This is a genomic window from Paenibacillus hebaui (genome assembly GCF_051934385.1).
Classification (GTDB): Bacteria; Bacillota; Bacilli; order Paenibacillales; family Paenibacillaceae; genus Paenibacillus.
The window spans coordinates 6,400,835-6,427,131 of the sequence record NZ_CP196836.1 but is presented as its reverse complement, the minus strand read 5'-3'; the positions used below and the strand labels follow the sequence as shown (position 1 = coordinate 6,427,131).

The window sequence follows — 26,297 nt, the reverse complement described above, 5'->3', positions numbered from 1 at the left end:
GGCATAACTTTATGAATTTATACAGAAGGGATCAATACTTTGAAACGTGAATCGAAATTCGAACTACTCAGAATAGTTTGTTTATTTTTAGTTATTTTAACTCACATTATACCGAAATGGTGGTGGAACATTGGCTGGGTACATTATAACTGGCATATATCAATATTATTAGGTAGCTTGGGACGTGTTGCAGTTGGCTCGTTTATTATGTTATCGGGGTACTTTATGTATCGTCAGGAACTACATTTTAAAAACCGTTACAAATCTTTATTGTTACCTTTAGTATTTTATTTAATCGTATTTACAGCCATACTCGTATACAATTCATTTGACAAGTCTGCAAGTGAGATCACAAAGTTAGTAATTCGTTTTATCCAAAGCATACTGAATGATTCTTCTGAATACGGTCACTTATGGTATGTCTACACATTTTTCATATTTATGCTCATTGCTCCTTTCGTGAACATAATAATAAAACAACTCACTGATACACAATTAAAAGTATTTATTGGATGCTTAGCTCTAGTGTTTGTAATATTTCCGACGATTAATTATTTCATGGAGTTTCCGTTAGTTAGAACTGAATATGGTGGTAGTGGAGCCTCGCGTTTAGGAGTATTCACTTTGTTTTATGTGATGGGGGCTAGTGTTCATCGTTTGAAATTAGATGTAACTATTGGAAAGTCGTTAACTACTTATTTAGGAATTTCAGTATTGATTTACTTATTGACTTATTTCTTTTCCCTACAGAGTCCTGGATTAGACGTTATGAAATGGATTGGCATTAACGTTACATATCCTTCTCAAGGATTTACTCATAATATGTTCTATTATGACAATATTCTAGTAGTAGTATCCACCTTTAGCTTTTTTTTGATTTTCACAAAAATAAAAATTCAAAGTAAAGTTATTAACTACCTTGGTTCTTTAACTTATGGTGGATATTTGGTACATTTTATATTCACTATTTGTTTATTCAAGATACATGTTATGAATAATGTTTCATTTTGGTATTCGCCTTTTCTTATACCTGTCTCCTTATTTTTAGCGTTAGTTATCTTATTTCTTTCGATTCTTTCAGAGAGTACTCGGAAAATGTTCTATACAATATTAACTAACCTATTTCATAATAAAAGATCTAAAGAAAGATCAGAGAGAGCATTGAAAAAGAGAGCCTAACACTTTAAGGGTGGGAGCAAAAGTCATACAAATGTTATTTTTTACATCTTATAAAAAATAACTAAAAAACTTATATATTACCAATAGGATGTGAATCAATGTTTAGTAGAAAAAATTCAATCTTTTTGTTTATTTTTTTTGTGGCTTTTATTGTTAGGTGTTATCATTTAGGGGAGCCTTTTATTGGTATTCATGATTGGGGAAGTGCGGATCTTTCAAGAGCAGCCAGCAGTTTATTACGCTATGGATTCATTAATTTGAAGGGTGCTCCTGCATTTGATATTGGAATTGTACCGGATGGTAATTACAGCTATTATTTGCATTGGCCACTACTTTTCTACTACATAGTAGCATTGAGTTTTAAGTATTTTGGAATAGTGGAATGGGCTGCAAGATTAATACCTGTACTATTCTCAACAGCTACAGTATTTTATATATATAAGATTTCCAAGTCTTTATATGGGAAGAGAATCGCCTACTTTGCAATACTCGTTTTTGCACTTATGCCTCTTAATGTTTACTTTGATCGTATTGTACAGTTCGAGTCCGTAAGTGTTTTCTTTATTATGATGGCAATTTATTATTATATGGTTTGGTTTAATAATGGACAGACAGACAAAAAAAAATTTTGGATGTTAATAATTTCTTTTATTCTTGGTACGCAGATTCATTGGCAAAATTATTTGTTAGCAGTCCTCCTTATAGTTCATTACTTCTTTTTGTGTAAGATTCAAAAGAAAAAAATTCAAAGAGAGATTCTATTCATCCCTCTATTAGCAATTTTTTTATTCATCCTGCATTTCATTTATATGGTTTGGATCTTAGGGAAAGATGCAATCTCCGATATGGCAAAGCAGGCATTACACAGACTGAATATATCAGGTGCTAGCAGAGAAGTATTATTCACTCCATCTCAGTTTTTAGAACTGCAAGCTTATAGAATGTATCATTATTTTACAATAGTTGCAGTAGTACTACTAGCTTGTTGGGTCGTATTCCTAATAGTTGATTTATTAAAAAAGAGGAATTTAGCGCAAAGATCATTTGAATGTTTATTCTTATTAATAGGACTGTCATGGATTGTATTATTCACCAATCATTCATACATTCATGAATTTACTTTATTGACTTTTGCTGCTGTAGTAAGCATATTAATGTCATCTGCTTTGAGAGACATCCTTGCTGCTATAAGTAGTGTTATGAAACTGGGGGAAAAGAAGTTTGTATGGAAATCCATATTCGTTCTAATTGTGCTTGTTATGTTCATTCCTCAATCCATACTTGAAACTGCTAGGCTTCACTCTTGGCACGGTGACTTAGAAAAGTGGTATATTCTTGGTACTGATGTTAAGGGGAAAACAAAGCCTGATTCTATAGTAATGACAGATTTTGACCATCCAGGGCCACCAACTTTACAGTATTATGCTGACCAGCAAGTGATTTATGGCTTCAATGATCCTAAGAGTGTTTATGATTATTTCAATAAATCAAGTATAAAGCACTTATACTTGATTACTAACTTAGCCACAGCACTAGATTATTATAAAGATTATAGATTGCTTCCTTTAGCACAAGGCCATGTCTTAGTTGATTTTTCGATTTTTAATGGTGTAAATAAAAAACAAACAATTGAAACATTAAATTTAGATGAAACTTTTGATTGGGAAGCAGTAGACTACAATGAGAAGTATAAATTAATACGGGTTAATTTGAGGCTTGATGAACAACCCTACGTTTTATTAAATGAGAAGGATGAAAACTTCACTGATTATGATGCGGATATGTTTGAAAGCTCTGGGTTGAGTGATATATATGGTAAAAATGGATATTTATATCTAACAATTCCTTCGGACACAATTCAGGATAAACACTTTACAAATGAAGGTCTTAAATTATATTTTAAAAATCATCATTATAAATTGGTTTTGTTACCTTCAGAATAGTTGTTAATATTTTTTGTTTCTAGGATCTGCAACCTGGAAAAAGCCAATTCAACAAGATAAATATGTGATTATACGATAATAATTCTAAGATGGATAATGGCGGTGATTCAAGATATATTTTCATCTGTTTGAGCGAAGACAACAAAAAATACACACTATAAATAATTGGAAACCCGTGTATACCCGCTTTCTTCACTAGTAGAAAGCGGGTATTTAAGATGGGTTCTCTATTTAAATTTTTTGAAACGAAATTTTCTTGTATTGGAGAATAATATGAAAAAGTTGTCCTTGTTTATTATTACTTCCGGTTTTGGATGGCTCCTTGATATGGCAATATTTTTTTCTTGTGTGCACTTCTTCAACATACCAGTTATTATATCCAATTTTTTTTCTGCTGGTATGGCTGTGATATTTGTTTTTTTTCTCTCAACCAAGCATATCTTTCAAAATGTTGGAGCAGGTATTTCGCTTAAACTCGTTATTTATATTTCCTTTCAATTAGTTTCTATTTTTATATTTTCTATTATCATAGAGTGGATAAGTTCTTTTTTTGTATATTCCCAATCCGTAAATGGAATAAGGCAAATTACAGCAAAAATGATAGTTACGCCCTTAAGCCTAATAACCAATTTTATAGTAATGAAGTACTTAATTGAAAGAATTGGCATGAAAAAAATGACATAAAAATTGGAGGTTGAAGTAAATGTGTAATGAGAAGATTTTATTGTTTATTCCAATGTATAATTGTGAAAGGCAGATTACACGTGTTTTGGATCAGCTTGATGATATGGTACAGACTCACATCAACGAGGTGATAATTGTAAATAACCGGAGCACTGACAATGGCGAGCTGGCAGTGGCTAGTTATTTAAATAAGAACAAGAAAAAAATACCTGTTAATCTCTTGAGGAACAAAGACAATTATGGACTTGGTGGCTCCCATAAGGTAGCCATAAATTATGCTTTGAAAAATGAGTTTGATTATTTGGTTGTGCTACATGGAGATGATCAAGGAAGGATCCAAGATTTGATGCCTTATATTATGAACGGAGATTACCGGAAATATGATTCCTTTTTGGGTGCAAGATTCAAAAAAGGTGCAAGTTTAAGAGGATACTCTGCATTTCGGACTTTTGGGAATAGAGTCTATAACTTACTTTTTTCTATGGTAGCCGCAAAAAAAATTGAAGATCTTGGATCTGGCTTAAATTGTTACAAAGTTTCGTCATTAAAAGATGAGTTTTATCATCGTTTCCCTGATAACTTAACATTTAACTATTGCATGATTCTAGGCAGTGTTTATAGACAGCAAAAAATTGAGTTTTTTCCAATTACGTGGAGAGAAGATGATCAAGTTTCCAACGTAAAGATGGTGAGCCAAGCCTTCAAGGTTCTAATTCTTCTCTTTAAATATTTGTTCAATAAAAAGGTTTTCTTAGAGCAGGAACATCGTGAAAAAATCATCGAAAACTATGAAGCTGATCTTATCCTTAAAAAGGAACCGCAAACTTTATGAGACATTTAGGGAGTAAGCTTTTTTCATTACAGTTGTTATTATTCGGTTTAGGAATCTCCTTCTCTCTATATTTAGCGTACAATTTCAGATTTATTGAAACAAGGTTTTCTTATTTTATTGTAATTGCAATCATTTGTTATTTGATTGCTCATTTAATACGTATATGCAGGTTATATATTCTATTTATTGATCGTCGTTTTTCATTCTCCGAGATAGTAAAGGTTTACATTATTACAACATGGATAAATTTTGTTATTCCTTTTAAATTTGGAGAAATTTACCGAATATTAGAATTCTCAAAACTGTGCAGAAGTTTCAAAATGGGTATTGTAGCAATTTGGATTGAGAGGTTTTTTGACTCTTTGTTATTAATGAGTATATTTATTATGTTTGTGAATTATCATGATAAAAATCATTTCATTTTCTTTGCACTTCTTTTTTTGTTTCTAATGTTATCAGTGTTCTGTTTCTTCTCATTCCTGCCAACGTTTCGTTATATTAATAGATTTTTATTGTCAGAGAGCAAGTCTCCAAGAGGCCTTTTAGCATTGGAAATTATGAGTTCAGCACGAGAATACTATGTATATGCTAAAAAATTATTGAATGGAAAACTAGCTATATTATTAGGTACTACTTTCTTAGTATGGGTTTTAGAGTTTTTCACTTATTATCTTGTTTTAGCTTCAATTGGCAGCAAATTTCGTTGGGCTAAAATTAATGACCTTTTGTATGGTTTATGGGGAATCGATAACATAGATAACAGTTATAGACTTGTTGCTTTTTATGTGCTTCTATTTAGTTCCATTGTAGTATTATTGAGAATTATTTACAAAAGGGTAGTTGTAATATTCAAAGATGTAAATAATAAGGAAACATATTATATAGACAAGTACTCAGATAATAAAAATTAGGAGCGGAAAAATGGCGGCAGATAAAGAGATTTTATTTATTTATGATAACAGAGTCAAACCGGAGAAGGCTATTGTAGGTGTGGTTGGTGAAAGTACATTTGGGGAGATTTTAAATAAGCGTGAGCGGTTAGTTGATAAATTTAAAAATATTATTTTGAGTTATAAGGAAATTCTCATTAACGACTTTGTGGTTTTGAATCGCGAGGAGGATTATCTTAAATTAAAAGATAAATTACTTATGATTAAAGATAATGCACTCAGCATAGTTCATGTTATGTCTTTTAGTGTAATTATAAGTCCGGATAAATTATTGCTTGCTCTGCGTAAAAGCGTATTCTCAGATGAACTTCTTGTTAATGATAATATAAAACCTTATATGTTTTTTTTCCCAAGCGTAGATATGTATTCACGGAGTTTAAGCAAATTTTCATTAGAAATGTTACTAAGTGAGGATTCACATTGGTATGATGAGAAAGTATTAAAACCAAATGATGGAGTTAAAAACATCTCGGATTTTTCAAACTTTCTTCAATTTTTTTCAGGTGGGTTTGAAGCAAGGTATTTTAATTCTCTCAGAGGTGATGCATATACTTTAACTAAAACTTCAACAGACAAAAAGAAGATAGAGAAGGAGCATGACTTATATCATTTATTGCCCAATGAAATTAAGAACTGGTTTGTTGCTCCATACAAGCTTACTATAACTGACAACAGTGCAAGTTATACTATGGAGAGATTGAATATTCCTGATATGGCATTACAATGGATTCATTTTGCAGTATCGCCACAAGATCTTAATGAGTTCTTGAGTAAAATATTCTTTTTTGTTAATAGCAGGCCAGCTAAAGAGATTAGCGAAGATGAATTTTTGAGGAGGTTTAATTATTTATATCTTGTGAAAGTGGATGAAAGAATTAATAAATTGAAAGAATTGGCTGAAAGTGAATTAATTAATAATTTGATACAACTGGGTACCAATTTTAATAATATTGATGAAATTTTCGGCTTTTACAAAAAACTTTATGAGAAACTGATTTTCAAACAAAAACAATATTACTCTGTAATTGGACATGGAGATTTATGTTTTTCAAATATATTATATGATAAAAATACTAGTATTATGCGTTTTATTGATCCTAAGGGTGCAAGTGACGAAGCAGAAATGTGGACGGACCCTTATTATGATGTGGCTAAATTATCACATTCAATTTTTGGTAATTACGATTTTATGAACAATGAAATGTTTTCAATTAATATAAATACAGATATGCAAACAGTTTTGAAAATTGATATGAAGGATCTGTCAAAACACAAAGCTATTTTTTATAAACAACTACAACAACACGGTTTTAATGTTTATTTAGTCAGATTATGTGAGGCTTCGTTATTTTTATCCATGCTACCACTTCATATTGATAAACCACAAAAAGTGTTGGCTTTTATTTTAAATGCAATAGTTATTTTAGAGGAGTTGAATACGAATGAGTAATGCTAAAGGTACTTTGATTGTCGATTTAGATGGAACGATCTGTCCTGTAAAGAATTCTGGCGAAAATTATAGTGATCTTACTCCGTATCATGATGTAGTAGGAAGGTTAAAAGATTGGCGCAATGAGGGTTTTAGAATTGTCATACACACTGCACGAAACATGAGGACTTATGAAGGGAATCTTGGCTTGATTAATGTGCATACGTCGAGAATGACGATGGATTGGTTGGATAAATGGGAGATACCCTACGATGAAATATTGTTTGGCAAACCGTGGCCTGGCCATGAGGGGTATTATGTTGATGATCGTGCGATTAGACCGGATGAATTTCTCAAGTATTCGTCAGATGAATTAAAGATTTTGCTTGAGAAATCAAAAGAAATTTTTAAAAAGGTGGAGGAATAATTCATGAATATTGTAATAACAATGGGGGGAATGGGTTCTAGATTTTTTAAGGCTGGTTACACCTTGCCCAAATATATGATTGAAGTGAAAAACAAAACCTTATTTGAATGGTCGATTATTAGCCTAAGGAATTTTAAGATTGACAATAATAAGTTTATTTTCATCGTAAAAAAAGAAGATAACGCAGTAGAATTCATTTTAGAAAAATGTAAATATATAGGTATTGATATGCCCGATATAATTGAGATTGGGGCTTTAACTGATGGGCAGGCTACTACTGCAATGTTAGCAAAAGAGTATTGGAATGCTGATGAAGCGCTTATTGTTTATAATATAGATACTCATATTGATCCGGATGCTCTTAATCCAGAGGACATACAAGGAGACGGTTGGATTCCTACTTTTAATGGAGAAGGGGAATCATGGAGTTTTGTTAAAATTAATGAATTTGGGGATGGAACTGAAGTTAGGGAAAAACAGAGAATTTCTGATTATGCGACAATTGGTTTATATGCATTTTCGAGCGCTCTCCTATACGAAAAACTATATACTCAATATTATAGCAATCAAGATAATATTGAAAAAGGTGAGAAGTACATTGCACCTATATACAACCAATTGATAGAGAATGGAGGTAGAGTAAGGATAAAACAATTGCCTAGAGAAGCTGTTCAGGTTATAGGGACGCCAGAGGAACTCATAGAATTTAAAAATAATTATTATAGTATATAATTTCTAGGTGTCGAGATATTGTTCAGTCGCCACCCACATGATGAGCACATTTATTGGCCTCAACACAGTAGTAGCTTTTTAGCAGAAGTCGGCAATGTGAGTGGCTACGAGCAATGTTAATAAGTCGCATATCATACCCTGATACACACTATCTGGGCAAATAGCCTTGGTGGATAGCGAGGCTGTTTCCTGAAAATCTGAATCACTTACTTTTTAAATTTCCTTGATAACTGGGTGAAGAACAAATTCGATTATAGCGTAACGCAACAAGCTCATCCGCGTTCATTTGAGCTCAAGAATAACTATGACAGCAATAAAGTTGTTAGACCCCAGTAGGGTAGCTCGGATATAAGAGCGCGCTAATAAATAAGGGGAATTGGAATTTTTTGAAGGAGGAAATATGAAAGGAATAATTCTTGCAGGCGGGACGGGTTCTCGTCTATTTCCATTGACGAAGGTCACTAATAAACACTTATTGCCAGTCGGGAAATACCCTATGATTTTTCACTCCATTCACAAACTGAAAAAAGCCAACATCAAAGATATTTTGATCGTTACAGGTAAAGAGCATATGGGTGATGTTGTTAATCTGCTTGGTAGCGGCGGAGATATGGGAGTTACATTTACATATAAAGTCCAAGATGAAGCAGGTGGGATCGCTCAAGCGTTGGCTCTGGCAGAGCAGTTTGTAGGCAATGATCAGATGGTAGTCATATTAGGAGATAATGTGTTTGAGGATGACATTACTCCATTTGTTGATAAGTTTCGTATACAATCCGCTGGGGCCAAGATTTTATTGCAGAAAGTGCATGATTCTCAACGTTTCGGTGTTGCTGAGCTAAAAGGAGATTACATTGTCTCTATTGAAGAGAAGCCTTTAGAACCCAAAAGCGAGTATGCAGTCACAGGCATTTATATGTTTGATCATCATGTCTTTGATATTATTAGAACATTAAGCCCCTCAGATCGAGGCGAATTGGAAATCACAGATGTGAATAATGCATACATTAAACGAGAGGTGCTGACTTACGATATCCTCGGGGGTTGGTGGACGGATGCAGGCACTCATGCTTCGTTGGCTCGTGCCAACGAGCTAAGTCAGGAGATTGTCTTCGGCAAGGAATTTGGCCAGCTCAAGTTATAGAGGAGAAAGGATGACAGATCATATGAATATCACTCCTTCCACGCTGACAGGTGCGTGTTTAATCGAACCGGTGGTTCACGGAGATCACCGGGGTTTTTTTATGGAAAGCTACAACGACCAGCTTATGAAGCAGCATGGACTCAACCATCATTTCATACAAGACAATCAATCTCTATCCGCACAGCCTGGCGTACTTCGCGGCCTGCACTATCAACTTAATCCTAAGGCCCAGACCAAGCTGATTCGTGTCATTTCTGGAGCTATTTATGATGTCATTGTAGACATTCGCCAAGGCTCACCAACGTTCGGTCAATGGGAGGGTTTCATCCTTTCTGAACATAATCACCGTCAGTTGCTGGTACCCCAAGGATTCGCCCATGGTTTCTGTACGTTGGTGCCAAACACCCAAGTCTTGTACAAAGTAGACGAATACTATTCCCCGGAGAACGACCGAGGCATATTATGGAGTGACCCGGCACTTGGAATTGATTGGCCTACATCGAATCCGGTCTTGTCCGAAAAGGACCAGAGGCACCCACTGCTGAAGGACGCGGAGATCAATTTCAATTTCGAAGTGAAGTAATTAGGAGGTTTCCAACATATGAAACTGCTCGTTACCGGCGGTGCCGGATTTATCGGAAGTAACTTTGTCATGTATATGCTTGAGCAGTACCCAGACTATGAGATTATCAATGTTGATGCGCTCACATATGCGGGCAATCTGGAGAACTTAAAACCACTTGAAGGCAACAAGCGACATACCTTTGTTAAAGCAGATATCACTGATGCCAAGGAAATGGATCACCTGATCGGTCAGGGCGTAGATGTGGTAGTTAACTTTGCTGCCGAATCGCATGTGGATCGCAGTATTCTGGAGCCGGACGTGTTCGTAAGAACGAACGTTAATGGTACTCAGGTATTACTGGATGCCTCCAAAAAGCACAATATCACCAAGTTTGTTCAAGTTTCAACCGATGAGGTGTACGGTTCTCTCGGACCTACAGGGTTGTTTACGGAAGAGACACCCCTTCAGCCCAATAGCCCGTACTCTGCCTCTAAGGCTGGAGGAGATTTATTGGTACGCGCTTATCACGAAACCTTTGGTCTTCCTGTGAATATTACACGCTGTTCTAACAACTATGGACCGTTTCAGTTCCCGGAAAAACTCATTCCACTCATGATCTCGCGTGCGTTGAATGATGAAGCTCTGCCTGTATATGGAGATGGGCTGAACATTCGGGATTGGCTATATGTAGAGGATCATTGCAGTGCGATTGATCTGGTCATTCACCAGGGACGCAATGGTGAGGTGTACAATATTGGTGGCAATAACGAGCGAACCAATGTACACATTGTCCAAACGATCCTGGAGCAGCTCGGTAAACCCGAATCTCTGATCCAATACGTACAGGACCGTCTTGGACATGATCGCAGATATGGTATTGACCCGACCAAAACGATGACTGAACTCGGGTGGAAGCCGAAATATAATTTTGAAACGGGAATTAAAGAAACCATCCAGTGGTATCTCGATAACAAGGAATGGTGGACGCGTATTCAGTCTGGTGCCTATCAGGATTACTATGCGAAGCAATACGGTTCTCGTTTGGGAGATGCCAAGGCATGAAGGTGCTTGTGACAGGAGCCAGCGGACAATTGGGACGGGATATGGTGCTTCTTTTGGAAAAAGAGGGGCATGACGTTCTGGCTTGTGAACGCGAACAATTGGACATTACGGATCAGCTTCAATGCAACGATGTTATATCGACTTATCATCCAGAGGTGGTCATTCATTGTGCGGCTTATACTGCGGTGGATGCCGCCGAGACGGATGTAGATGGAGCCTACCTAGTCAACGCCACAGGAACCCGGAATATTGCTGTAGCTGCTGAGCAAATTGGAGCAAAGCTCATTTATATCAGTACGGATTATGTATTCGACGGTACCTCTGATGTACCTTACCAGGAATATGATAACACTAATCCCCAGAGCGTCTACGGTAAGTCCAAGCGTGCGGGAGAGGTGCTGGTACAATCCTTATCTTCCCGATGGTTTATTGTCCGTACTTCGTGGGTATATGGCGTTTACGGAAATAATTTTGTGAAAACCATGTTGAAACTTGGTCAGGAGAAGCCTAAGCTTCAAGTAGTACACGATCAGAAGGGATCACCTACGTATACGGTTGATTTGGCCCATTTTTTGCTTGAATTAATGAGTACTGAAAAATATGGTGTCTACCACGCTTCTAATAGTGGGGTATGTACATGGTATGAGTTTACGCAAGCGATTTTTGAAGAAGCTCAATTATTACCTGGTTTCCATATTCAAGCTGAAGTTGATCCTTGTGCTACAGATCAGTTTCCTCGTCCTGCCCCGCGCCCACGAAACTCGGTGATGGAGCATCTGGCGATCCGTACCAATGGTATTAATGATCTTAGACCTTGGCGTGAAGGACTACGCGATTTTTTGAAAGAAATACACATAGAGCAGAATTGAGTCATTTAAATCTCCCGCCCAGTAACTTATGAGCGGGAGATTTCGTTTATAATAGAGTAATCTCTACAGGAGAAATGTCTAACGTTATCTGACAATGAGGTGCGATGTGAAACAACCTAAGGTATTAATTATGATGTCCACCTACAATGGTGAGAGATTTATCAATGAACAGATGGATAGCCTGATCGCTCAAGTAGATGTCGAGACTCAAATCTATATAAGAGACGATGGGTCTACAGACAGTACAATAGAGAAGTTGAGACCATATATAGAAGCATATCCAGATCGGATTCATTTTCGTTCAGAGCATAATCTGGGGGTAATTCGTAGTTTCTTCGAATTAATGAAATCTTCTCCACCTACGTTTGACTATTATGCTTTTTGTGATCAGGATGATGTGTGGGAACAAGATAAGCTCATTCGAGCAGTTACATTGCTTCAGACCAGGAGCGTAGCAATTCCATTACTCTATTGTTCTTCAACTCAGATGGTAGATCAGCACTTAACCGCTATTGGTGTGTGGCCCAAGGTTCCCCAAAAGCCACTTGAACTACACAATGCATTAGTGGAAAATTCCTGTGTCGGGTGCACGATGGTTATGAATGATATTACATTTAATCACATCAGAAGCAACCTCCCTTCTGAACTAAGTAAAGTGATTATGCACGATTGGTGGATTTTTCTGTACGTCTGTACTTTCGGTAAAGTAATCTTTGATGAGCAACCCGGTATACAGTATCGGCAGCATGAAGGCAATGTACTTGGTGGGGGGCGTGATGGATGGATTCAGAAATGGCGCAAGCGTGTGAATCGATTTGTGAACGGGAACAACCATTATATTTTGAGTAGACAGGCCAAATTATTTCTTGATATGTATGAAGATTCCCTAACCCATACACAAATTAAAGAAATAAGAAACTTGCTTTATTGCTTAGAAAAAAGTGTTATTGATAGAACTTGGTATGCGTTGAAGACACCTTTTTACAGACAGTCTTTTCTAGATAATATTGTTCTGAAAATGGTTATTATTGCAGGCAAACTCTAATAAATGTATACATTGCTTTCCGCTTCCTCTATTCAAAATATGCTATACTCACGTTAAGTGGATGATAGCCATGCTAGTACTGGGTTTATTATCATAATCTATTTTATTCTCAAAATCGATTTATTATATAAAGCACTACAAGTCAGGAGTTTTACAAATGACCCAAGTATCAGAAGCCGCCCATTCGGTCGGTTTTCAATCAAAAGAGGCATCTCAAATGGTGGACACCAGCATCATCATCGTCAACTACAACACCCGTCAGCTGACGCTGGACTGTCTGGGCTCTGTCTATGCCTCCAATACCTCATACAGCTACGAGGTCATCGTCGTGGACAACGCCTCGCGGGATGATTCTGTGCAAGCGATCCGAGAGGCATATCCTCAAGTACATCTTATGGCTAACAAGGACAACACAGGCTTTGCCGTTGCCAACAATCAGGGAATGAAAGTAGCCAAAGGACGCTATATCTTGCTACTCAATTCGGACACGGTCGTTCAGCCGGATACGCTGCAAACTATGGTCGGATTCATGGACCGCCACCCGGAGATGGGGGCTTCAGGCTGCAAAGTCATTCTGCCGGATGGCTCGTTGGACAAAGCATGCAAGCGTGGATTTCCTACGCCATCGGCATCATTCTATTACGCATTCGGTATTTCTCGTCTCTTCCCGGATCGGCCGAAGTTCAATCAATACCAACTGGGACATCTTAGTCCGGATGACGAATACCCGGTAGATTGTCTGGTTGGTGCGTTTATGCTGGTGCGCCGTGAGACGATTGAGCAGGTTGGTGGTTTGGATGAGACGTTTTTTATGTATGGAGAGGATATCGACTGGTGTTATCGCATCAAAGAGGCGGGTTGGGGCATTTTTTATTATCCGCGTACATATATTGTGCACTACAAGGGTGGCAGTGCCCGTCGCAAACCTTTGAAAATTACGTATGAGTTTCATAGAGCGATGTGGGTGTTCCACCGCAAGCACTACGCGAAGAAATACAATTCACTTACGAATGCAACCGTGTGGATGGGTATTTCGCTCAAATTTACGTTGTCCCTGCTGCGCAGCAAATTGTCTATTCCTTCTCGACAAGGGCAGACTGCAACCCGCATGAGAGCGGAGAATGAAACATCTTCCGAGGTGAACCCATGATTAGGCGTAATCAGCGATTTTTAACCCAACTGTATATTGCGGCTGATTTTGCCGTGATCCAGCTGTCGTTTCTGCTGGCCTGGTGGCTGAAATTCGAGAGTGATTTATTAACGAACCAGAATCCGTTGCCAATTGAAAAATACATGTTATGGAGTGTCGTTTACGCAATACTTGCCATTTTGGCAGGAATGATGTCCTCTTTGTATATAGCCAAGCGAAAAAAACGCTTTGTCGATGAACTTTGGAGAATTGTTCAGTCTCATGGCGTGGCCTTTTTCATGTTGCTGAGCCTGATGTTCTTTTTCAAAGAAGTCAACATCTCGCGTGCTTATCTCGCCATGTATATGATAGGCAATGTGTCATTCACATTGGTCTACCGTTATTTCGTAAAGTTACAATTGAAACGATTGCGTAAAAAAGGCTTCAACCGCCAGTTCGTGCTGATTCTTGGAGCAGGTTCACTGGGCAAACGTTTTTATGACAACCTCCGAAACTATCCCGAGCTTGGATATGAGGTGACCGGATTTCTGGATGATTACCGTCACTGGGATGAGGCAGAACAGGGGAAATACAAACCCATTCTGGGTCGAATTGATGAACTGGAAGAGTTCTTATCTACGCATCTGGTTGACGAAGTAATCTTGGCACTGCCACTGGATGCTCATGACAAGTACTCCCATATTATCAATGTGTGTGAACAAGCTGGTGTACGAACACTCATTATCCCGGACTTTTTTGATTATCTGCCAGCACGTCCTCACTTCGACAACTTTGCGGGTATGCCGATGATTAACGTCCGTGATATTCCACTGGATATTGCGGTGAACCGATTGATGAAGAGAACTTTTGATATTCTTTTCTCTCTCACTGCGATCCTCTTAACTTCTCCAGTGATGCTCGTTGTTGCTGTGGGAGTGCGAATAACTTCTTCTGGACCCATCATCTTCAAACAGGAGCGAGTGGGACTCAACCGACGCAACTTCATGATGTTCAAATTCCGCTCGATGAAAGTCATTCCTGAGGGCGCAATGGACACGGGGTGGTCAACCAAGAATGATCCGCGCCGAACGGCATTTGGTACATTTATAAGACGCACCAGCCTGGATGAATTGCCGCAATTTTTCAATGTGCTGCTGGGTCACATGAGCGTAGTTGGCCCAAGGCCAGAGCGTCCGTACTACGTGAATCAATTCCGGGATGAAATTCCGAAATATATGATTAAACATCATGTTCGTCCGGGAATTACGGGATTGGCCCAGAGCAAGGGACTACGAGGAGATACCTCGATTGAGGATCGGATCGAACAGGACATTTTTTACATTGAAAACTGGTCTTTATTATTTGATATCAAAATTATATGGGAGACCATTCGAAACGGCCTCAAGAATGCGTATTAGGATTAAACTACCGTATTGATTTATGATTTATTAGTATTCATACCACCATTTAACAGCCGCCTTCGGGCGGCTTTTTGTTTTACACCTCTCCAATCAGGGTAGTTAGCTATCAAAAAGGAAATATCGCACATGCTTTGTCATATCATGATGATCATACTCTTTTCTTCTCTACCACCCTTACTAAGGATGTGAACGCCATATGAAACGAATCGCAGCAGTCATCACACTACTTATCGTTACCGTGGGCACACTCTTTTTTGCCTATGACAGTCAAAGCGAAGAACAGCGCGACGGTTTTACGGCCTATCGGCTGATTGCCCATGCGATGGGCAGTATCCGTGATCAACCCTATACGAATGCTTATGAAGCGATGATTGCTAATTACGAGAAGGGCACACGTGTATTTGAGATCGACTTTATGCTCACCTCGGATCGCAAAGCGGTAGCCAGACATGAATGGACCGCCAACATGAGCAAAATGCTAGGACAGGATGAGGAGCTTCCTGAGGATAAACAGGCCGAGGTTCTGACACATGATGAGTTTATGAATACGCCCATTCTGGGCATGTACCAACCTATGGATGCAGACGGCATAATGGAAGTACTGGCTAAGCACCCGGACATGTATATCGTGACCGATACGAAGGAACAGAAGGATGAGGATATTCAGCAGGTGATGAAATCACTCGTGAACGCTGCAAAGAAGCATGATCCGGCAGCCCTGGACCGGGTTGTGGTGCAGATTTACAATGAGCCGATGCTCGAAACCGTGAAAGAAGTCTATGCATTCCCTTCCATTATCTATACGCTGTATGCGACGCAGGATACGGAAGCACAGGTGATTGATTTTGTACAAAAGAATGATATTGATGCCGTAACCATGCCGGAATATAAAGTGAACCAGAATTTTGTTGCCAGGCTGAAGCAGGCAGGCGCCGTTACCTACGTGCATACCATTAATGACACGGATCAGGTAGCCAATTATGAAAAATGGGGCGTGTACGGCGTTTATTCGGATGTATTGACCGAGCAGGAGCTGGAAGAGATGAATACCCGTTTTGCCTGGAGACCATGAAATGTGCGTTATAAATGCCGTTTCAGCTACTATGAAACGTTGAGGTTAGACCACCAGTATGAATTGGAACTAGATATAGCTCCCGATTCCACATAGCAATCCAAAGTACATCTTTACGATTAAGAATTACAGACCTCTTTCCAATATTCAGGGAAATGTCTGTGATTTTTTGTTCGCCTTTTTATACGAACATTGACACTCGCTCCCTACTGACTTAGACTGAGTTTATAAGCTTTTTAGGATGCAGAAGAACCTCTGGAGGAATGTTCGTTGATAGACATGATTAAGCAGTGGAGACATGTATTTAAGCTCGACCCGGACAAGGAAATAACAGATAAAGCATTGGATCTGGTGTGCATGTCGGGAACCGATGCGATTATTGTAGGTGGCTCTTCAGGGATCACCTATGATAATACGGTAGACTTGATGTCCCGAGTACGTCGCTACGAGCTGCCTTGTGTGCTGGAAGTATCTGACCTGGAGGCAGTAGTCCCCGGTTTTGACGGATATCTGATCCCGATGGTACTGAATGCGACGGATAGCAAATGGATGATTGGACAGCATCAGCAAGCCATTGAGCGCTACGGTTATCTTATCCCTTGGGATCTGCTTATTGCGGAGGGTTATATTGTCCTCAATGCGAACTCCACGGTAGCCCGATTGACCGGAGCGGATACGGAATTAACAATCGACGCTGCGGTTGCGTATGCCCAAGCTGCTGAACGTCTGCTCAATCTGCCAATCGTATATATGGAGTACAGCGGAACGTTTGGAGACATGGAGCTGGTTGGAGAGACGCACAGACAACTCACGAAGTCGCATCTCATCTATGGCGGCGGAATTGATAGTCCGGAGAAAGCTGCACAAGCTGCTCAGGTCGCAGATACCGTTGTGGTTGGCAACATTGTGTACAGTGATTTGCATAAGGCACTGGAGACCGTTCAAGCTGTGAAACCATCCGTGTAATCGGTTTAGTTTACCATTCCCCCATTTTTCCCTCCTGATCTGTTAAAATAGAACTTTGTCTTATTAATTAAATAAGTTGTATAAGCGTAATGTTGTTTACACGAGAACGTAGAGGACAGAAATAAGCTGGAGAAGCGGAGCGTTCGCTAAAATCTTTCTGTAAGAAAGCTAAGCCGTAAGCATACGCTTATTACCGGATATTCATCTTTTACTAAGCGATTCGTATACAGGAACTATGTTTACACAGAAACGGAGAGTGCAGAAGCAATCTGAAGAAACGAAGTGTTCGTATTTATCACCGGATTTTCCCTTTGATAAAGGGAATCAAAAAATCTGGGGATAACGACGATCGGAAGATGCTGCTGCAATCGAAGTCCAAGTGTAACTGATAGATCAGTTATACCGACCAACCAACGAAAGGAGCATGCATGCATGCAACCTGTAAATATACATGATGCCGTTGCACGGCTTAACACCCCCCAACGGCAAGCCGTCGAGGCGACGGATGGACCACTTTTGATCATGGCCGGAGCGGGTAGTGGCAAGACTCGGGTGCTCACACACCGGATTGCCTACCTCATTGCAACACGGAAAGCACCCCCGTGGGGCATTTTGGCGATTACGTTTACAAACAAAGCCGCTCGTGAGATGCAGGACCGGGTGTCCCAGCTCGTTGGTGGCTCCCAGGGTCGTGACATTTGGGTATCGACATTCCACTCCATGTGCGTGCGTATTTTGCGCCGTGACATTGAACGTATTGGATTCACCTCCAACTTCAGTATTTTGGACTCATCTGACCAATTATCCGTTATTCGTAGCTGTATGAAGGACCAGAACATCGACACCAAGAAATTCGAACCAAAAGCCGTTCAGTCGATGATGAGCACCGCCAAGAATGAATTGATCACCCCGGAGCAATATGAGAAGCAGGCCGGCGATTATTTCGAAGGTATTGTGGCGAAGGTATATAAGATGTACCAGAAACGGCTTAGAGCCAATAACTCGCTAGATTTCGACGATCTTATCATGGCAACCATTCAACTGTTCAAAGAAGTGCCGGAAGTCCTCGACTTTTACCAAAAGAAATTCCAGTACATTCACGTGGATGAATATCAGGATACCAACCGTGCGCAGTACATGCTGTGCCGTATGCTTGCTGACAGTCACCACCGCATCTGCGTTGTAGGGGATAGTGACCAATCGATTTATCGCTGGCGCGGAGCGGATATTAGCAATATCCTGAACTTTGAGAAAGATTACCCTGAAGCGAGTACGATTTTGCTGGAGCAGAACTATCGTTCCACTTCGAATATCCTGAATGCGGCGAATGAGGTTATCGGTCTGAACACTGGACGCAAACCGAAGAAGCTGTGGACGGACAAGCAAGGTGGTTCGAAGATCAAGGTGTACCGCGCAGATTCCGAGCATGATGAGGGGTACTTTGTAACCTCCGAAATTAGTAAAAATGTGAAGAACGGCAAATCCTATCAGAATCACGCCATTTTGTATCGTACCAACGCTCAGTCCCGGGTAATAGAGGAAATTCTGATCAAGTCTGATATTCCGTATCAGATCGTTGGCGGCATCAAGTTCTATGATCGTAAAGAGATCAAGGACATTCTGGCGTATCTGCGCCTGCTTTCCAACCCTGACGATGACATCAGTCTGACTCGGATTATTAATGTACCGAAACGCAGCATTGGGGATACAACGGTAGGGAAGTTGGCTGCTGCGGCAGGAGAACGAGGGATTTCGATATTCCGAGTACTTCAGGTCGTGGACGATCTTGGATTTGCTGGTCGGACGCGGAATGCGCTGGTAGAGTTCTATGACATGATCGCAGCGTTGCATCAGATGGTAGAATATCTGTCTGTAACTGAACTGACTGAGAAGATTCTGGAGATGAGTCAGTATCGACTTGAGATGCAAAATGAAAACACGCTCGAATCCCGTGCGCGGTTGGAGAACATTGATGAGTTCCTTTCCGTAACGATGGAATTTGAGAAAAACAATGAAGATAAAACGCTCGTTTCGTTCCTCACCGATCTCGCACTGATTGCTGATATCGACAGCATGAACGATGATGAAGAGGATCAGAGCGATGCGGTTACCCTGATGACCATGCACAGCGCCAAAGGTCTGGAATTCCCTGTGGTCTTCATCGTGGGTATGGAGGAAGGGGTGTTCCCACACAGCCGTGCTTTTATGGACAACGAAGAGCTGGAGGAAGAACGCAGACTTGCTTATGTAGGGATTACTCGTGCAGAAGAACAACTCTTCCTATCTTGTGCCCAGATGCGGACCTTGTTCGGCCGGACCACAGCAAACCCGCCTTCACGTTTCCTGGATGAAATTCCGGATGAGCTCAAAGAAGATACCTCCATCGCGCGTGACCGCTATCGTCGTGGTAGCAACGCAGGTGGGTCATACGGTGGCCGTGGACTCGGTGCTAATGGAGGAAGCAACTTTGGTGGCGGGAGCGGCAAGTTGTTCGATCGTCAAAGCCAAAGCGGTTCTTCCGCTTCGTCAGTCACTACCTCACGGGTAACCATGAGCACGTCCGCTACGTCTAGCACATCCGCACCATCATCAGCATCTAAACCTGTTTCTGCCGGAGGTGCTTCTGACGCTTTCAAGGCTGGAGACAAAGTACAACATGGCAAATGGGGAACAGGTACCATTGTTGGGGTGAAAGGCACCGGTAATGACACGGAGCTTCAGATCGCATTCCCTGCCCCGGTTGGCTTAAAACGTCTGCTTGCCGGCTTTGCCCCTATTACCAAAGTGGAATAAGAACGAAACTTCCTTTTGCACGATAACGGAGAGGACAGAAATAACTTGAAGAAGCGAAGCTAAAAGCTTTCCTAAGGAAAGCTACTTCGTAAGCATACCCATCGCCTTTATCCCAGGATTTCCACCTAATTAAAATGAATTAAAAGAAATCTGGGGATAACAGCGATCGTAAGTTGTTCTGTTATCGGAGTCCCCGTGCAACAGGAGTGTTCGTTCTACATAGATTCAGATTATATATACGGAGGGATGGCCCTGTATGGACCCGATGCACCGGATGGAGCAACTCGTTACCGAGCTGAACCAACATAATTATCAGTACTACACGATGGATCAGCCGCAGATCAGTGACAAGGAGTATGATCTTTTGTACGACGAACTGGTTAAGCTGGAACAGGAGAGCGGCATGGTTCTGCCCGATTCTCCGACACAGCGAGTTGGTGGTGAACTGCTCAAAGGGTTTACCCCGCATCGCCATTTATCCTCATTATGGAGTCTGGACAAGGCTCAGAATATGGAACAATTGCGGAGTTGGAACACCCGTGTATTGAAGCTGGTGAATGACTATAACACTAAGAACCCGGATAAACCGTTGCCGGAACCTGGTTATGTCATTGAACTAAAGTTTGACGGTCTCACCCTAAACCTGACGTACACGGATGGTGAACTCGTTCAAGCCTCTACACGGGGAAACGGAACCGTGGGGGAAGGCATCTTGGCTCAGGTTAGAACAATCAAGTCTGTCCCGCTCAAAATCCCTTATACGGATGGTACCATTGAAGTGCAGGGTGAAGGTATTATGAACCTGTCTGTACTGAACCGCTACAACGAGACGGCAGCTGAACCGCTTAAGAATGCTCGTAATGCCGCAGCAGGAGCCCTGCGAAACTTGAATCCGAAGGCTACCGCGGAGCGGAAGTTGAATGCCTATTTTTATAATGTAGGTTATTCGGATGACGTTCAGTTCGCCAACCATCAGGATATGATGGACTTTCTGCGTGAGAATCGTTTCAAAGTCAATCCATCCATAACGTATTTCCAAGAGTTTGATGATGTGATGGAACAACTTGCTGCGATACAGGAGAGCCGTGGTCAGCTGGACTACCTGATCGATGGGGCTGTTATCAAAATCACCGACATGCGCACCCGTGAGGTGCTTGGTTATACGGACAAATTCCCCCGCTGGGCGGTAGCGTATAAATTCGAGGCGGAAGAGACCACGACTGTTCTGAACTCTGTTGTCTGGAATGTGGGCCGTACCGGCAAAGTGACTCCGCTTGCGCGGGTAGAACCGGTTGAACTGGCCGGGGTTACGGTACAGAACTGCACTTTGAACAATGTGGGCGATATAGAGCGGAAGAATCTGAAGTTTGCCTTGGGCACACGTGTCTTTATCCGACGTTCCAATGATGTCATTCCTGAAATCCTGGGCAAAGTGACCGAAGAAAGTGACGGCGAGGAGATTGTGTTTCCGGAGCAATGTCCAGCATGTGGATTCCCACTGGAGCAGCGTGGGGCGCATTTGTTCTGTAACAATAAGCTGGCATGCAAACCGCAGACCGTGGCCCGGATCTCCCATTTTGCTTCCCGTGATGCCATGGATATCGAGACGTTCAGTGAGAAAACAGCTATTCAGCTCTATGATGAGTTAAACGTGCGTGAGCCTGCTGATCTGTATACTTTGCAGTTCGATGATCTGGTGAAACTGGAGCGGTTCGGTGAAAGGAAAGCGAGCAACCTTATTGCTGCACTGGAACAGAGCAAGGATCGTGACCTCGCTTCGTTCTTATATTCACTGGGTATTCCGAATACAGGTAAATCGACTACACGCATGCTGGCTGATCACTACCGTGACCTCCATGCCATTATGAATGCAACCGCAGAGGAACTCATTGAACTTCCAGACGTAGGCGGGATTGTGGCCGAGAGCATTGTGACTTTCTTTGCAGATCCGTTTACGCAAGCGGCTATCGAGAAAATGTTGAATCTGGGTGTGAAAGCCCAGGCACCTGAAGCGCCAATAGCTGTTGTGGAAGATTCCTTCTTCAGTGGCAAAACGGTCGTGCTGACCGGAACCCTGCATCAACTGACGCGAGAAGAGGCAACACAAAGACTGGAAGCGCTCGGTGCGAAGGTGACTGGTAGTGTGTCGAAAAAGACAGATCTGGTCATTGCCGGAGAGAAGGCAGGTAGCAAGCTGACCAAAGCCCATGATCTCGGTATTCCTACCATTGAGGATGAAAACGAGCTAGTGCGTCTTTTGAATCAGCAGAGTTAGTTCCTGAGTGTGGAGTATGACCTGGAACAGAAGAACTTTGTGTAATCCGAGCAAATGATAAATAATACAAAAACCCCCGAATGCCACAAATGCGTGGAACGGGGGTTTTGGCGTACATAGACTTTCTTATAGAACACGAACTAGCATTAACTTAAATCAGGTAGTCGCTGAGCTGCACCAGTGAGCCACGCATCTTTGTCGTATCCACGTTCTTCCCAGTAGCCAATATGTTCGTTTTCAATTAATTCAATACGATTCAGCCACTTAACCGATTTATAGGCATACATCTGGGGAATGACCAACCGTACAGGGCCGCCCAGATCTGCTGGGATCGGTTTGCCATCATGCATCACAGCGACCATAATATCATCCATTTGCGCCTGATCCATTGTAATGGCATCCGTATAGACACCATCTCCAGAGTAGAACTTGACACTGTGTGCTTCGGGTTTCACCCCGGCCTGAGCCAAGAGTTGCTTAAGTGAAATTCCCTCCCATGTGTTTTTGTATACAGACCAGCCCGTTACGCAATGAAAATCACTGACCTGCACAGTGCGAGTAAGCTTTACGAATTGTTCCCAGTTCCAGACCTGTGCCCGATTCACAAGCCCATCGATCCGGAATGACCAGTTCTCATTGGAGAAGGAAGGGATAGGCGTTACCGTATATACGCGAAAATGACCTTCAGCCCCACCTCCGATGGGAGGTGAAGAGGCAGACAAAGGTTGTGGCAAAGGAACCAATCGGTTGGGATCGTTCTCCAGCATGCTATCTATACTGTTATCGATGTTGAGATTCCGTCCAACCCAGGATACAAATGTAGGCCCCAGCGTTACAGCCAGTCCCACACCTACCGCTGAACGAATAAAAGCTCGTCGTGTATACACAGGTAGTGGTTTCTCTGGAGGGTCAACAGTGTCACGCTTAGAAGTACTCACGATTTCCGGGAAAGATATCGCTGCTGTTTTGTTTCCGACTGATGTGACACTGGAATCCACTTTATTTCTGACTCCATCTGAAGCGATGGCTGTCTTCACCGCACGACGTGCAGGGTCCTTTAACCATTTCGTTCGAGTAATGGAGTGGTAGATGATATAGGGTAAACCCACCCAAGTCAGCAAATCATGGATCAGGAGCGCGGCGTTTGACCATCTTGGCCCAGCGAGCTTAAACTGCCATAACACAATGCCTGAAATGAGCCACCCAACCAGCAGTAAAAGAACAATGATTGTATTTACTCTCTGCCAAGGTCTATTGCGCAGTTGATTCCAGTGCTTTCCTGCCAAAATCAAGTAATACACAACAGGTGCCAGCGTGGCTAGTCCAACGATGATATGAAGCCATTTCAGCCATACACGTCCGATCCCGAGTAATTCACGCCAAAAGCCGCCTACCAACATAAGGCCAGTGACAGCAAGAATGACAACAATCCAGGCATTCCAGGCGTGGATGGAAACTAGCTTTTTCCCGTATCCTTTACGGATATTCTTCAACCATTGTTTCAAGAGCAATCACCTCATGTAGGTTATTCGTCCTCTATATCTTGGATATGTAAGCAGCCGACAACACAATGAAGAAAGGGTTTTGAAAAATCAGTACCGTCGAGGAGGTTAAGTTGTTTGTTGCTTGACGCGAAGTATCGTTTAACCGGGTTTCCTATATTTTATATACTTCATTATAGAAGTTTTGGATCACTTGCATCAAATGGGCAGATAGGTTACTTCTTCATAATACAAAATAAGGCTTCTAATTTCTCTACTACTTATATGTACAGTATAGAATGATTAACGATTTGTAGGTAAAGAGGCTCCAGCGAAGTTACATTAGTACAAGGTACGTTGCTGTATTTGGTACGGTTGTCCTTGTGACACTATAGATATATCCTGTCGATTGCTAGGTTAAGGAGGTACCCTGAATAGGGGGAAGATTTGTTCATACTCTATATTGCTATAGTTTGCTAAAAAGTGCTTGCTAAATAAATTGGATCATGATATATTATTTCTTGTCGTCACAAACGAATGAATGTCGAAACAGCTTGAATGATGACGAAAGAAAGAGTTGACAGTTAGTTGGTCAGCATGATAAGATAAGATTCCTGTCCGGGTAACAACTAATAACAAAAACGGACAATAAGTTCCTTGAAAACTGAACAAATGGATAGTAACTTTTGATTCATATAATGAATCGTCAGATTCAAAATGAGCTTATCGCTCTTTTCAATACTTTATTGGAGAGTTTGATCCTGGCTCAGGACGAACGCTGGCGGCATGCCTAATACATGCAAGTCGAGCGGACTTGATGAGAAGCTTGCTTCTCTGATGGTTAGCGGCGGACGGGTGAGTAACACGTAGGCAACCTGCCCTCAAGCTTGGGACAACTACCGGAAACGGTAGCTAATACCGAATACTTGTTTTCTTCTCCTGAAGGAAACTGGAAAGACGGAGCAATCTGTCACTTGGGGATGGGCCTGCGGCGCATTAGCTAGTTGGTGAGGTAACGGCTCACCAAGGCGACGATGCGTAGCCGACCTGAGAGGGTGATCGGCCACACTGGGACTGAGACACGGCCCAGACTCCTACGGGAGGCAGCAGTAGGGAATCTTCCGCAATGGGCGAAAGCCTGACGGAGCAATGCCGCGTGAGTGATGAAGGTTTTCGGATCGTAAAGCTCTGTTGCCAGGGAAGAACGTCCTTGAGAGTAACTGCTCAAGGAGTGACGGTACCTGAGAAGAAAGCCCCGGCTAACTACGTGCCAGCAGCCGCGGTAATACGTAGGGGGCAAGCGTTGTCCGGAATTATTGGGCGTAAAGCGCGCGCAGGCGGTCATTTAAGTCTGGTGTTTAATCCCGGGGCTCAACCCCGGATCGCACTGGAAACTGGGTGACTTGAGTGCAGAAGAGGAGAGTGGAATTCCACGTGTAGCGGTGAAATGCGTAGATATGTGGAGGAACACCAGTGGCGAAGGCGACTCTCTGGGCTGTAACTGACGCTGAGGCGCGAAAGCGTGGGGAGCAAACAGGATTAGATACCCTGGTAGTCCACGCCGTAAACGATGAGTGCTAGGTGTTAGGGGTTTCGATACCCTTGGTGCCGAAGTTAACACATTAAGCACTCCGCCTGGGGAGTACGGTCGCAAGACTGAAACTCAAAGGAATTGACGGGGACCCGCACAAGCAGTGGAGTATGTGGTTTAATTCGAAGCAACGCGAAGAACCTTACCAGGTCTTGACATCCCTCTGATCGATGCAGAGATGTATCTTTCCTTCGGGACAGAGGAGACAGGTGGTGCATGGTTGTCGTCAGCTCGTGTCGTGAGATGTTGGGTTAAGTCCCGCAACGAGCGCAACCCTTATATTTAGTTGCCAGCACTTCGGGTGGGCACTCTAGATAGACTGCCGGTGACAAACCGGAGGAAGGTGGGGATGACGTCAAATCATCATGCCCCTTATGACCTGGGCTACACACGTACTACAATGGCCGGTACAACGGGCTGCGAAATCGCGAGATGGAGCGAATCCCAACAAAGCCGGTCTCAGTTCGGATTGCAGGCTGCAACTCGCCTGCATGAAGTCGGAATTGCTAGTAATCGCGGATCAGCATGCCGCGGTGAATACGTTCCCGGGTCTTGTACACACCGCCCGTCACACCACGAGAGTTTATAACACCCGAAGTCGGTGGGGTAACCGCAAGGAGCCAGCCGCCGAAGGTGGGATAGATGATTGGGGTGAAGTCGTAACAAGGTAGCCGTATCGGAAGGTGCGGCTGGATCACCTCCTTTCTA

20 protein-coding genes and 1 rRNA gene are annotated in these 26,297 nt (G+C 41.9%); 20 read left to right on the top strand and 1 reads right to left on the bottom strand.

Annotated elements, in window-relative coordinates:
- Positions 1-39: 39 nt before the first annotated feature.
- The 19 genes from ACR32F_RS29040 to ligA all read left to right on the top strand — a co-directional run bounded on the left by ACR32F_RS29040 (position 40) and on the right by ligA (position 22,517).
- Complete coding sequence (locus ACR32F_RS29040; RefSeq protein ID WP_440113323.1) at positions 40-1,179, top strand: acyltransferase; 1,140 nt, start codon at positions 40-42, stop codon at positions 1,177-1,179.
- A gap of 98 nt (positions 1,180-1,277) precedes the next feature.
- Positions 1,278-3,122, top strand: coding sequence for an ArnT family glycosyltransferase (locus ACR32F_RS29035; protein WP_440113320.1), 1,845 nt, complete (start codon positions 1,278-1,280; stop codon positions 3,120-3,122).
- A 273-nt stretch (positions 3,123-3,395) separates the two neighbouring features.
- A complete protein-coding gene (locus tag ACR32F_RS29030; RefSeq protein WP_440113317.1) occupies positions 3,396-3,806 on the top strand; it encodes a GtrA family protein in 411 nt (136 codons plus the stop codon).
- A 19-nt stretch (positions 3,807-3,825) separates the two neighbouring features.
- Complete coding sequence (locus ACR32F_RS29025; RefSeq protein ID WP_440113314.1) at positions 3,826-4,638, top strand: glycosyltransferase family 2 protein; 813 nt, start codon at positions 3,826-3,828, stop codon at positions 4,636-4,638.
- A complete protein-coding gene (locus tag ACR32F_RS29020) occupies positions 4,635-5,549 on the top strand; it encodes a lysylphosphatidylglycerol synthase domain-containing protein (RefSeq protein WP_440113312.1) in 915 nt (304 codons plus the stop codon). Before ACR32F_RS29025 ends, ACR32F_RS29020 begins: the two co-directional genes overlap by 4 nt.
- A gap of 10 nt (positions 5,550-5,559) precedes the next feature.
- The gene (locus ACR32F_RS29015; protein WP_440113309.1) at positions 5,560-7,038 is read left to right on the top strand and encodes a hypothetical protein; all 1,479 of its coding nucleotides are present in this window, start codon (positions 5,560-5,562) and stop codon (positions 7,036-7,038) included.
- Positions 7,031-7,444, top strand: a complete 414-nt coding sequence (locus ACR32F_RS29010) for a capsular biosynthesis protein (RefSeq protein ID WP_440113307.1) — start codon at positions 7,031-7,033, stop codon at positions 7,442-7,444. The genes ACR32F_RS29015 and ACR32F_RS29010 overlap by 8 nt, the downstream gene beginning before the upstream one ends.
- 3 nt (positions 7,445-7,447) lie before the next feature.
- Complete coding sequence (locus ACR32F_RS29005) at positions 7,448-8,176, top strand: glycosyltransferase family 2 protein (RefSeq protein ID WP_440113304.1); 729 nt, start codon at positions 7,448-7,450, stop codon at positions 8,174-8,176.
- Positions 8,177-8,576: 400 nt separating this feature from the next.
- The gene (locus tag ACR32F_RS29000; RefSeq protein WP_440113301.1) at positions 8,577-9,320 is read left to right on the top strand and encodes a sugar phosphate nucleotidyltransferase; all 744 of its coding nucleotides are present in this window, start codon (positions 8,577-8,579) and stop codon (positions 9,318-9,320) included.
- 22 nt (positions 9,321-9,342) lie between these two features.
- On the top strand, positions 9,343-9,903 hold the full coding sequence (rfbC, locus tag ACR32F_RS28995) for a dTDP-4-dehydrorhamnose 3,5-epimerase (protein ID WP_440113298.1): 561 nt from the start codon (positions 9,343-9,345) through the stop codon (positions 9,901-9,903).
- Between the two features lie 18 nt (positions 9,904-9,921).
- Complete coding sequence (gene rfbB, locus ACR32F_RS28990; RefSeq protein ID WP_440113295.1) at positions 9,922-10,947, top strand: dTDP-glucose 4,6-dehydratase; 1,026 nt, start codon at positions 9,922-9,924, stop codon at positions 10,945-10,947.
- A complete protein-coding gene (rfbD, locus tag ACR32F_RS28985; protein ID WP_440113292.1) occupies positions 10,944-11,816 on the top strand; it encodes a dTDP-4-dehydrorhamnose reductase in 873 nt (290 codons plus the stop codon). The genes rfbB and rfbD overlap by 4 nt, the downstream gene beginning before the upstream one ends.
- 106 nt (positions 11,817-11,922) lie before the next feature.
- Positions 11,923-12,861: a glycosyltransferase family 2 protein gene (locus ACR32F_RS28980; RefSeq protein WP_440113289.1), complete on the top strand. Its 939-nt coding sequence runs from the start codon at positions 11,923-11,925 to the stop codon at positions 12,859-12,861.
- A 220-nt stretch (positions 12,862-13,081) separates the two neighbouring features.
- The gene (locus ACR32F_RS28975; RefSeq protein WP_440120048.1) at positions 13,082-14,011 is read left to right on the top strand and encodes a glycosyltransferase family 2 protein; all 930 of its coding nucleotides are present in this window, start codon (positions 13,082-13,084) and stop codon (positions 14,009-14,011) included.
- Complete coding sequence (locus ACR32F_RS28970; RefSeq protein WP_440113286.1) at positions 14,008-15,408, top strand: undecaprenyl-phosphate glucose phosphotransferase; 1,401 nt, start codon at positions 14,008-14,010, stop codon at positions 15,406-15,408. Before ACR32F_RS28975 ends, ACR32F_RS28970 begins: the two co-directional genes overlap by 4 nt.
- 199 nt (positions 15,409-15,607) lie before the next feature.
- The gene (locus tag ACR32F_RS28965; protein WP_440113283.1) at positions 15,608-16,483 is read left to right on the top strand and encodes a phosphatidylinositol-specific phospholipase C/glycerophosphodiester phosphodiesterase family protein; all 876 of its coding nucleotides are present in this window, start codon (positions 15,608-15,610) and stop codon (positions 16,481-16,483) included.
- A 279-nt stretch (positions 16,484-16,762) separates the two neighbouring features.
- On the top strand, positions 16,763-17,449 hold the full coding sequence (locus ACR32F_RS28960) for a heptaprenylglyceryl phosphate synthase (protein ID WP_440120047.1): 687 nt from the start codon (positions 16,763-16,765) through the stop codon (positions 17,447-17,449).
- 432 nt (positions 17,450-17,881) lie between these two features.
- Complete coding sequence (gene pcrA / locus ACR32F_RS28955; RefSeq protein WP_440113280.1) at positions 17,882-20,242, top strand: DNA helicase PcrA; 2,361 nt, start codon at positions 17,882-17,884, stop codon at positions 20,240-20,242.
- 256 nt (positions 20,243-20,498) lie between these two features.
- Complete coding sequence (ligA, locus tag ACR32F_RS28950) at positions 20,499-22,517, top strand: NAD-dependent DNA ligase LigA (RefSeq protein WP_440113277.1); 2,019 nt, start codon at positions 20,499-20,501, stop codon at positions 22,515-22,517.
- 146 nt (positions 22,518-22,663) lie between these two features.
- On the opposite strand, the gene ACR32F_RS28945 is transcribed toward ligA, so the two are convergent.
- Positions 22,664-24,022: a molybdopterin-dependent oxidoreductase gene (locus ACR32F_RS28945; protein ID WP_440113274.1), complete on the bottom strand. Its 1,359-nt coding sequence runs from the start codon at positions 24,020-24,022 to the stop codon at positions 22,664-22,666.
- Between the two features lie 719 nt (positions 24,023-24,741).
- On the opposite strand from ACR32F_RS28945, the gene ACR32F_RS28940 reads away from it, so the two are divergent.
- Positions 24,742-26,294: ribosomal RNA gene (locus ACR32F_RS28940) — 16S ribosomal RNA — on the top strand.
- The last annotated feature ends 3 nt before the right edge of the window (positions 26,295-26,297 follow it).